Origin of the sequence: Planktothrix sp. FACHB-1355, assembly GCF_014748295.1 — a bacterium.
GTDB lineage: Bacteria > Cyanobacteriota > Cyanobacteriia > Cyanobacteriales > Aerosakkonemataceae > Aerosakkonema > Aerosakkonema funiforme_A.
Genome location: NZ_JACJUP010000169.1, coordinates 1 through 8,584, shown reverse-complemented (window position 1 = coordinate 8,584; position 8,584 = coordinate 1). Strand labels below are relative to the sequence as shown.

Below are 8,584 nucleotides of genomic sequence, written 5' to 3'. Positions count from 1 at the left end.
ATTACGGAACGCAAGCGATCGGAACAAGCACTGCGGGAGAGCGAAGCGCAGAAACAAGCTATTCTTTTGGCGATTCCGGATATCATGATGCGGATCGATCGCAATGGCTATTATTTAGACTTTATTCAACCGAAATTCTCCCAAATGTCGTCGCTCAATATTAATCCGATCGGCCAACATTTATCGGAAGGATTTCCCCCAGAATTATACAGGCGGAGGATGTTTTATATTCACGAAGCTCTGTCAACGGGAGAAGTGCGAATTTACGAACAGCAAATAGAGGTTAATGACGAAAAATTAGATGAAGAAGTCCGCGTTGTCCCGCTCGATGAGAATCAAGTTTTAATTCTTGTCCGGGACATCACCGATCGCAAGCGAGCAGAAGAAGCTCTCCGAGAAGCGGAGGAGAAATATCGCAGTATTTTTGAGAACGCCACGGAAGGCATTTTCCAAACAGCCCCCGATGGACGCTTTTTGAGTGCGAATTTAGCCTTAGCGCGAATTTATGGCTACGACTCACCAGAGGAATTAACCGACAGTATCGCTAATTTAGGAAAAGAAGTTTATGTAGACCCAAATCGTCGGGAAGTTTTTGTCGAAATGCTGGCACAGAATGGCGCTATATCTAATTTTGAATCTCAAATTTATCGTAAAGATGGCAGCATTATCTGGATTTCTGAAAATGCCCATGCGGTTTGCGACGAGCAAGGGAAGTTATGCCACTATGAAGGAATTCTTACCGATATTACCAGACGCAAACTTGCGGAAGATGCTTTGCGAGAGAGCGAAAGACAATTGCGAAAACACAACAAAGTATTAGTGAAACTGACAAAAAATAAAGCGATCGCACAGGGGAACCTATCAGCAGCGCTAAAAGCAATTACCAAAGCAAGTGCCAAAATGTTGGGCATCGGAATGGTGAGCGTATGGTTGTATGACGAAACAGGAACTAAAATTCAATGCGTGAATCTGTTTGAAGCCGATCGCAATCGCTACTCCGAAGGATCGGAAATTACTATCGAAGATTATCCCATTTATTTCAAAGCTTTACAATCCTCCGGTTCCGTCGTTAGCGTTGATGCTCTAACCGATCCGAGACTCCAGGAATTGGTAGAATCTTACCTGATTCCCTTCGGCGTTCAATCTTTGTTGGATGTTTCGATTAGCCAGAGTAGAAAAACTCTGGGTATAGTATGTTTGGAACAAGTGGGAAAAGTCCATCATTGGACGCCGGAAGAGGAAATTTTTGCCCGCTCTATTGCCGATTTAGTTGCTTTGGCAATAGAAGCTCGCGATCGCAAACGAGCAGAAGAAGCTTTGCGCCTAGAACAGCAAAAGTCTGAAGAATTATTGTTGAATATTTTACCGGAAGCGATCGCCGAAAAGTTGAAACGAGAACAGCGTCCCATCGCCGAACATTTCAACGAAGTCACAATTTTGTTTGCCGATATTGTTGGTTTTACTCCCCTTTCGGCGAGAATGCCTCCCATCCAATTAGTCAATTTACTTAATGAAATTTTTTCTACTTTTGACGAACTTGCCGAAAAACACGGTTTAGAAAAAATTAAAACTATTGGAGATGCCTACATGGTAGTGGGTGGTTTGCCGATCGAAAGGAACGACCACGCAGAAGCGATCGCGGAAATGGCGCTGGATATGCAAGCGGCAATTAATCGCTTTCAAATTGAAAAAGGCGAGCAGTTTCAAATCCGCATCGGCATCAACACGGGACAAGTGATAGCTGGAGTAATTGGCATGAAAAAGTTTATCTACGATTTGTGGGGCGATGCAGTTAACGTTGCCTCCCGGATGGAATCATCAGGTATACCGGGAAGCATTCAAGTAACTGAAGCAACTTACATACTTTTAAAAGATAAGTATGTGTTTAAAAAAAGGGGAAGTATTTCTGTCAAAGGCAAAGGACAAATGGTTACCTATTTGCTCACAAATAAACTCTGATTAAATAATTAAATTAAGAAGCGTCAAAGAGGGTGAATCGTGCCGTACTTAATCAAAGATCCAGACTCAGTGACTCAGGAAATGTATGAATTAAAGTTCGGTCAAAATACCATTGGACGAGAAAAGGACAACAATATAGTTGTGACCGATCCAAGTTTATCCCGTCACCATGCCAAGATTACGGTCACTGATGATACCGTTATTATCGAGGATTTAAACAGTCGCAACAATACTTTTATTAACGGCACTAAAATCGAGCGCTACGAACTCAAAGATGAAGATTTAATCCATTGTGGCCATGTAATTTTTAAATTTGTAAGTTACTTTGATGTTGGCGAGGCTGCGTCTGGAGATGATGACAATTTGGGTTTGTCGATCGTCAAAAGATTATCCCCAAATGACAACCAAGTAGCAATCCAGGATTTATTGAACCAAAGCGGTGTGGAAAATCCGGGTTCGGTCTTGATGTTACGACAAAAAAATGCCGAACAGCGGGCAGTAGATAAATTAAAAATTTTGCTGGAAGTGAGCAAGCAGCTTTCTTCTCCAGAGGAGACTGACATACTTTTAGAAAAAATTCTCGACCTCTTGTTTAAGATCGTGCGGGTAGATAGAGCGATTATCCTCTTAGTTAATGAAGAAACAGGACAGTTGGAACAAAAAGCAGCCAAGCGCCGCGCCGGCATCCCGAAAGACGACCATTTTTACAGCAAAAAAATTGCCCATTTCGTTTGCAAAAATGGCGATGCTATCTTAACTGCCGATGCTCGCACTGACAATCGTTTCCACGGTTCGGAATCAATTGTCATGCAATCAATCCACGCTTCTATGTGCGTCCCGATGAAACCGAGAGAGAAAGTAATTGGCGTGTTGTACGCTGACAATCTTTCCATGACGAATGTTTATTCTCAGGAAGATTTGGAGTTTCTGACTGCACTTGTCAACCAAGCTGCGATCGCGATCGAAAACGCCCAACTCTACAAAAAGATGCAAGCAGAAGCGGTAATGCGAGCTAAACTGGAGAGTTTCTTTCCTATAGCTGTGAGTAAAAAGCTCAAAGAAGAAGGCAACTTAGAGATAGTTGATACCGAAGTGACAGCGCTTTTTTGCGACATCACCGGTTTTACAGAAATGTCCTCTAGAATGTCGCCGCGCCAAGTAATTGAAATGCTCAACGAATATTTTAAGGTAATGGTAGAAGATATTGTTTTTGAATATGAGGGAACATTAGAAAAATATATTGGCGATGCTCTTTTAGCAGTTTGGGGCGCTCCTTACCAACAACCCGACGATGCCGATCGCGCTTTACGAGCAGCAATAGCTATGCAATGGGCAGTTTCTCGCTTAAATGTGCAGTGGATAAAGCAGCGCAATTTAGAAATTCAAATTCACATCGGACTGAATACCGGGAAAGTTGCGGCGGGAAATATTGGCTCGCCTCGCTTAATTCAATATGCGACAATTGGCGACACCACAAATGTTACCAGCCGCATCTGTAGTGCAGCTAACGCAGCTGAAATTTTGATTTCCCAAACTACTTTGAACAAGTTGAGCGATCGCACTTTACCTATGGAAAAATTACCACCCGTCTCGGTAAAAGGAAAAGACCGACCACTCCAGCTTTATCGCGTACTCTGGGAGCGTATAAAACCGCCCGGAATCGATCGCAGTCAAACTACTTCCCCTTTTTTAGAATAAACGGGAAAGTGGGAATCAAAAGTCAAAAGAAAGGGGTTAGGGGTTAGGGAAGAGGGGAAAGGGAAGAGGGGAAAGGGAAAAGGAAATAGGGAAGAGATTTATTCTCCCACTCCCCCACTCTCCCCCTCTTCCCCTAGCCCCTAGTCCCTAGCCCCTAACCCCTAACCCCTAATCCCTTATTTTTCCGTGAGAGTCCAAACGCCATCATCCCATTCTGTCTCGACAACTTCCGGGTTGTCCAGCCAATATTGACAGCGTTTTAGATATAAGGAAGCTGCTTTGTCGGGGATATTCATATCTTCCAGAATTATGCCAAATTCATCGATCGCTTTTCTAAATTTCTTTTGCAGATAATACTCGCGTCCTCGGCGGTAAATATCGATTAATCTCTGCTTTTCCTCGGAAATTGAATCGTCGCGCAATCCCACCAGTTCGTATATCGCCACTGGTTGAGTTTTACCCTGCACGCGAACGTAATCCAGTTCCCTAAACCAAATGCGATCGGCACAGTATCGGTAAGTATTTTCGCTCAACACAATATCGCATCCATACTGTTTGCTAACACCTTGCAGGCGAGAAGCCAAATTCACACCATCGCCAATTACTGTAAACTCAATTCGTTTGCTGGAACCAATATTACCGCTAATCGCATTGTCGGAATTAATGCCAATACCGATCTTAATTTTTGACTGATTCATTTGTACGCGACGTGCATTGAATTCCTTTAAGCGACGACGCATATCCACTGCCGTTTGTACAGCCATCCAAGCGTGATCTGGCAAAGGTAGGGGCGCACCAAAAACCGCCATAATCATATCGCCGATATATTTATCTAGCGTACCTTTATAATCGTAAATGGCATCTACCATTGTCTCAAAATATTCGTTGAGCAAGCAGACTACCTTTTCTGCTTCCATCCTTTCAGCTAAGCTAGTGTAGCTGAGAATATTGGAAAAAAGGATCGAAACTTCTTTGCGATCGCCCCCCAATTTCGCATCACCAGCTTTCAGTAATTCTTCTGCCAATTCCTGAGTCATGTAGCGATACATAGTACTCTTGAGCCGCTTCTCATCGCTGATATCTTCTATGAGTACCAAAACACCGTAAACCTTAGTTTCATCGCTGGCATCGGTGATCGAATTAATCGATAAGTTAACGCTATGTTCTTCACCTCCCGCCGCAATTAAGGTTTTATCGGGGTAGTATTGCTGGCGTTCTTTTTCTTCTTTTGGTGCCAATGCTATCTGGAACCATTTCGTAAAATTACCTTCTTCTATCTGGATTAAATCGACAACCGATCGTCCTTCCAATTTGTCTTCGCTGTGCAAGCCCAAAAGCCGCTTCGCACTTTTATTAGCAGCGATAATATTACCAGCTTTATCGGTAGAAATGATGCCATTGTTCAAGCTACGCAAAATATCTCTTTGAATTTGTTCCTGTTGTTTAACAGTGGCAAACAATTGGGCATTTTGCAACACTACTCCCGCTTGCACATTAAATGCCTGCATGAATTCTAGATCTGTGCGAGAAAAACTTGCCTTCCAGCATTCAGGTGCTTTAGGCCAATCTTCAGGATTGTAGTCTGGGAAATCACCTTGTCGGCGTTTATTGATTAACTGAGTTACGCCGATCAACTGACCGTCCGTGTTAAAAACGGGCATACAAAGTAAGCTACAAGTGCGATAACCGCTTTTGCGATCGATTTGTTTGCTAGTATCGGAAAGGGGAGAGTCATAAATGTCAAACGGAATCACCAGCGGCTCACCCGATTCCACAACTCTACCAGGAAAGCCTGCTGTTTTGGAAATGGAAATTTCTTTTAATTCGCCACCGATAGGAATTTTTGTCCACAAGCGATCGCGTTCTTCATCTATCAACCATAGCGTACTCCGGTCTGCATTCATCAATCTTTTAGCTTCGTTCATAACGCGCTTGAGCGTTTCTTCTAAGTCCAAACTGCTTTGACTGAGTGCTTGCGTTGCTTTGATTAGTGCATCCCCTGCCCGCTGTTTTTGAGCGGCTATATAAAATGACTGGGAAGCTTCTAAAATCAGCCGTATGGAAGGTGCGAACTCAGCAAAAAGTTCTTCATCTTCTCGCGTAAAACCTGCTAAATCGATGCGCTCTTCTAAAGGATTTTCTGTATGATTTTGCTCTTTTAATTTATTAACCAATTGCACAATTGCAACTAAATCTCCTTGCTCATTTAATAGCGGTAGCGCTAGCATAGTGTATGTGCGATAATTGCTTTCTCTGTCGGCATTTTTGCCAAATAAAGAGCGGGGATCGTCATAAAAATCATAAGGAATATTGACCGCTTTTTTCAAAGTAGCAACTTCTCCTGCGATTCCTATATCTGCTGGCAAGCGAATTTCTAGAGTACCGCTTTCCTCTTCGTTAGCCACAATTGACCATAATTCATTCTTTTCTCGATCGAATAAATAAATTCCTGTACTATCGGCCCTCAAAAGCTCTCTTGTTTTCAAAGCGATCGCCTGCAACATTTCGTTAAGTACTCTATCAAAACCCTGAGATTCCATCAACATTAACAGGGTTTGTTTGACTATTTTTAATTTATCTTCTACATCGGCGATTACTTGTTGAAATCTTTCTTTATTTAACGGACTTAGAAATGCAGAAAAAGTACTGCCGTTTGTGGCTATTACACCAGATGATGCCAAATCTTCCTTCGCTTGTTTTTTGATTTTTAAAGCTTTTTGAGCCGATTCTAACGCCGACTTTAATGCCCTTTGAAGTTCTCTTTTTTCCAGTTCCTGACTGGCCATTAAAAATTGATAGTCTTGATTTCCCAGGCTATCGGCTGCCCATCTCAGCCCTTCTTGTAAAGCTTGTCCGCGCAACAAATAATATTCATCTTTGCCATCGGAAGCTAACCAAGAGGCAAGCGCTTCTGCATAAGGTCGCAGGGAAGCTAACATTTGTTCTACCCAATGAGAATTGAATACAGAAGCGTAGATGGGATTATAAACTCTTAAATTGCCATCCTGTTTGACAACTAAACCAAAAAGCCGCAGCTGCATTTCTTGGGGAGTTTCTTCTGCTAACTGTTTTTTTTGTTGCAATATTTGCTGATAAAGTCTTAGCAGCCGCCCTGTATTTTGTTTATTCTTTAAAACGCGATCGCGTATTGTTTTTAAATGTTCGGGTTCATCTTGGATTTCCCAATTTTCGATTACACGCGATCGCACCAAATTTTCTACCCATTCTACCTCATCTACATCTGCCGCTCTCCGCTCCGAATTCAAAATAATTTGACAAAGCTTTTGCGTCAGAAAAGGCTGTCCGCCTGTCCAAGCTAATACCTCTTTAAGAACTAGCAAAGGATTGCTCACTTTTCCTACCAATCCCTGCGCCAAAGGCCAAACTTCGTGCAATTCAAACCCGCGCAATTCGATCGCTCGTCCGATATTAAAAGGCGTGCGATTTTTGTCTTGAATCAAATCCGAAGGAGTCGCCACTCCCAGCAACACAAAAGTAAGCCGTTGATATTGCGGCTCGTCGGCGCGTTTGTTGTAACAAGAGCGAATAAATGCAAAAAAATCGTCTGTGGGAAAATTCAAACCGAGAACGCTATCGATTTCATCCACAAAAACAGCAATATTTTGGTTAATTTCTTTAAGCAATACCTCTTCAATAAACTCACCCAATCTCTGCACTGGAGCGAGAAAATCCCGCTCTCGCCACCAACTCCTGATATTAACTTTCCCCAATAAATTTAAATTGCTGGCTAAGGTGTAAGTAATGCCTGCATACCACTGATTTTGAGGAACATCTTGACTGCCGATCGCTGTTAAATCAATAGCTGCACAGGCAACACCCTCCCGAATCAGCTTTTGCATTATTTGCACTCTTAGGGAAGACTTCCCCATCTGTCGAGAATTGAGAACGTAACAGAATTCTCCAGCTTTTACACCCTCATAAAGATCGGAGTCAGCCTGTCGCAACACATAGCTGGGAGCGTTAATTGGCAAACTGCCACCGACTTGATATTGATATGCCGCGTTTTCCAATTTTTGATTCTCCATTTCAAGGTAAAATGTGAAATCTAAAATCTAAAATTAGCTGAGGCGATCGCGAAAATACTGCCGATACAAATTACACCTGGGAGTAGACTCATTTCCTTGCAGATGCACCAGTCCCAAACCGTGTAACTTAAACGCCTGCATTGATTCTAATTGCATCGGCCCATCTTTCACCACCATTTCCTTCATCGCCGCCGCCAATTCCGGATGCTGTCCCAAAATCCACAAATGCCGCCGCAAGTGATCGCCATAAAGTCCCGCTTCCGTAGCAGCAGTTTCTAAAAGTTGCGATAGCGTCATATCGTGACGCGCCAAGTGATAAAGAGCCAGTCGCACTAAATAAGGATGTCCTCCTACCATTGCCATCAATTGTTCCACTTGACTAAAATTCCAATTCAATCCGTGGCGCTGCACCAGTTCGTATACCTGCGGTCGATTAAACTCCGGCAATTCGATCGGCAACCCCACATTAAATGGCGATTGATTCACATTCAACGGAATATAAACTTCTGTGGAATGTACAACCACCATGCGAAAATTTTTCCAAATTTCGCGAAACTTTGCCTCCTCGTGCCAAGCACGCAACAAGCTAAAAAACTCGTCGGCAATTTGCGGATATTGAAAAATGCGATCTACTTCATCCAATCCCAATACAAGCGGACTGGTAAGGTTGGTTAACAGATAATTTTCAAAGTAATCTTTGCAACTAATCTTGCTACCAAATTCCTCATCCCAGTATTCAGCCAACTTATTCGGCAACTGCAAACCCCGACCCACATTTAAGCAAAACCACCGCAAAAATTTAGCCAAATCTTCAAAAATGGCATTATCTGCAAGTTGAAAGCTCAAAGAAACTACTCGGTAGCCTTTTTGAGCGCTGTTAT

At 42.8% G+C, this 8,584-nt stretch carries 4 protein-coding genes; 2 read left to right on the top strand and 2 right to left on the bottom strand.

Annotated features, from left to right (window positions below; genetic code table 11):
* On the top strand, nt 1–1,959 hold a 1,959-nt coding region (locus tag H6S82_RS10135), incomplete at its 5' end, for an adenylate/guanylate cyclase domain-containing protein (protein WP_191056193.1).
* A 39-nt stretch (nt 1,960–1,998) separates the two neighbouring features.
* Nucleotides 1,999–3,657 (top strand): adenylate/guanylate cyclase domain-containing protein, encoded by a 1,659-nt coding sequence (locus H6S82_RS10130; RefSeq protein ID WP_322111936.1) that lies wholly within the window; start codon nt 1,999–2,001, stop codon nt 3,655–3,657.
* Between the two features lie 176 nt (nt 3,658–3,833).
* Here H6S82_RS10130 and H6S82_RS34325 read toward each other — a convergent pair whose 3' ends face one another.
* Both H6S82_RS34325 and H6S82_RS10120 read right to left on the bottom strand, forming a co-directional pair.
* Entirely contained in the window at nt 3,834–7,688 is a 3,855-nt protein-coding gene (locus H6S82_RS34325; protein ID WP_322111935.1) for an AAA-like domain-containing protein, read from the bottom strand.
* Nucleotides 7,689–7,736: 48 nt separating this feature from the next.
* The coding region (locus H6S82_RS10120) for an AAA-like domain-containing protein (protein ID WP_191056192.1) at nt 7,737–8,584 on the bottom strand (848 nt) is incomplete at its 5' end.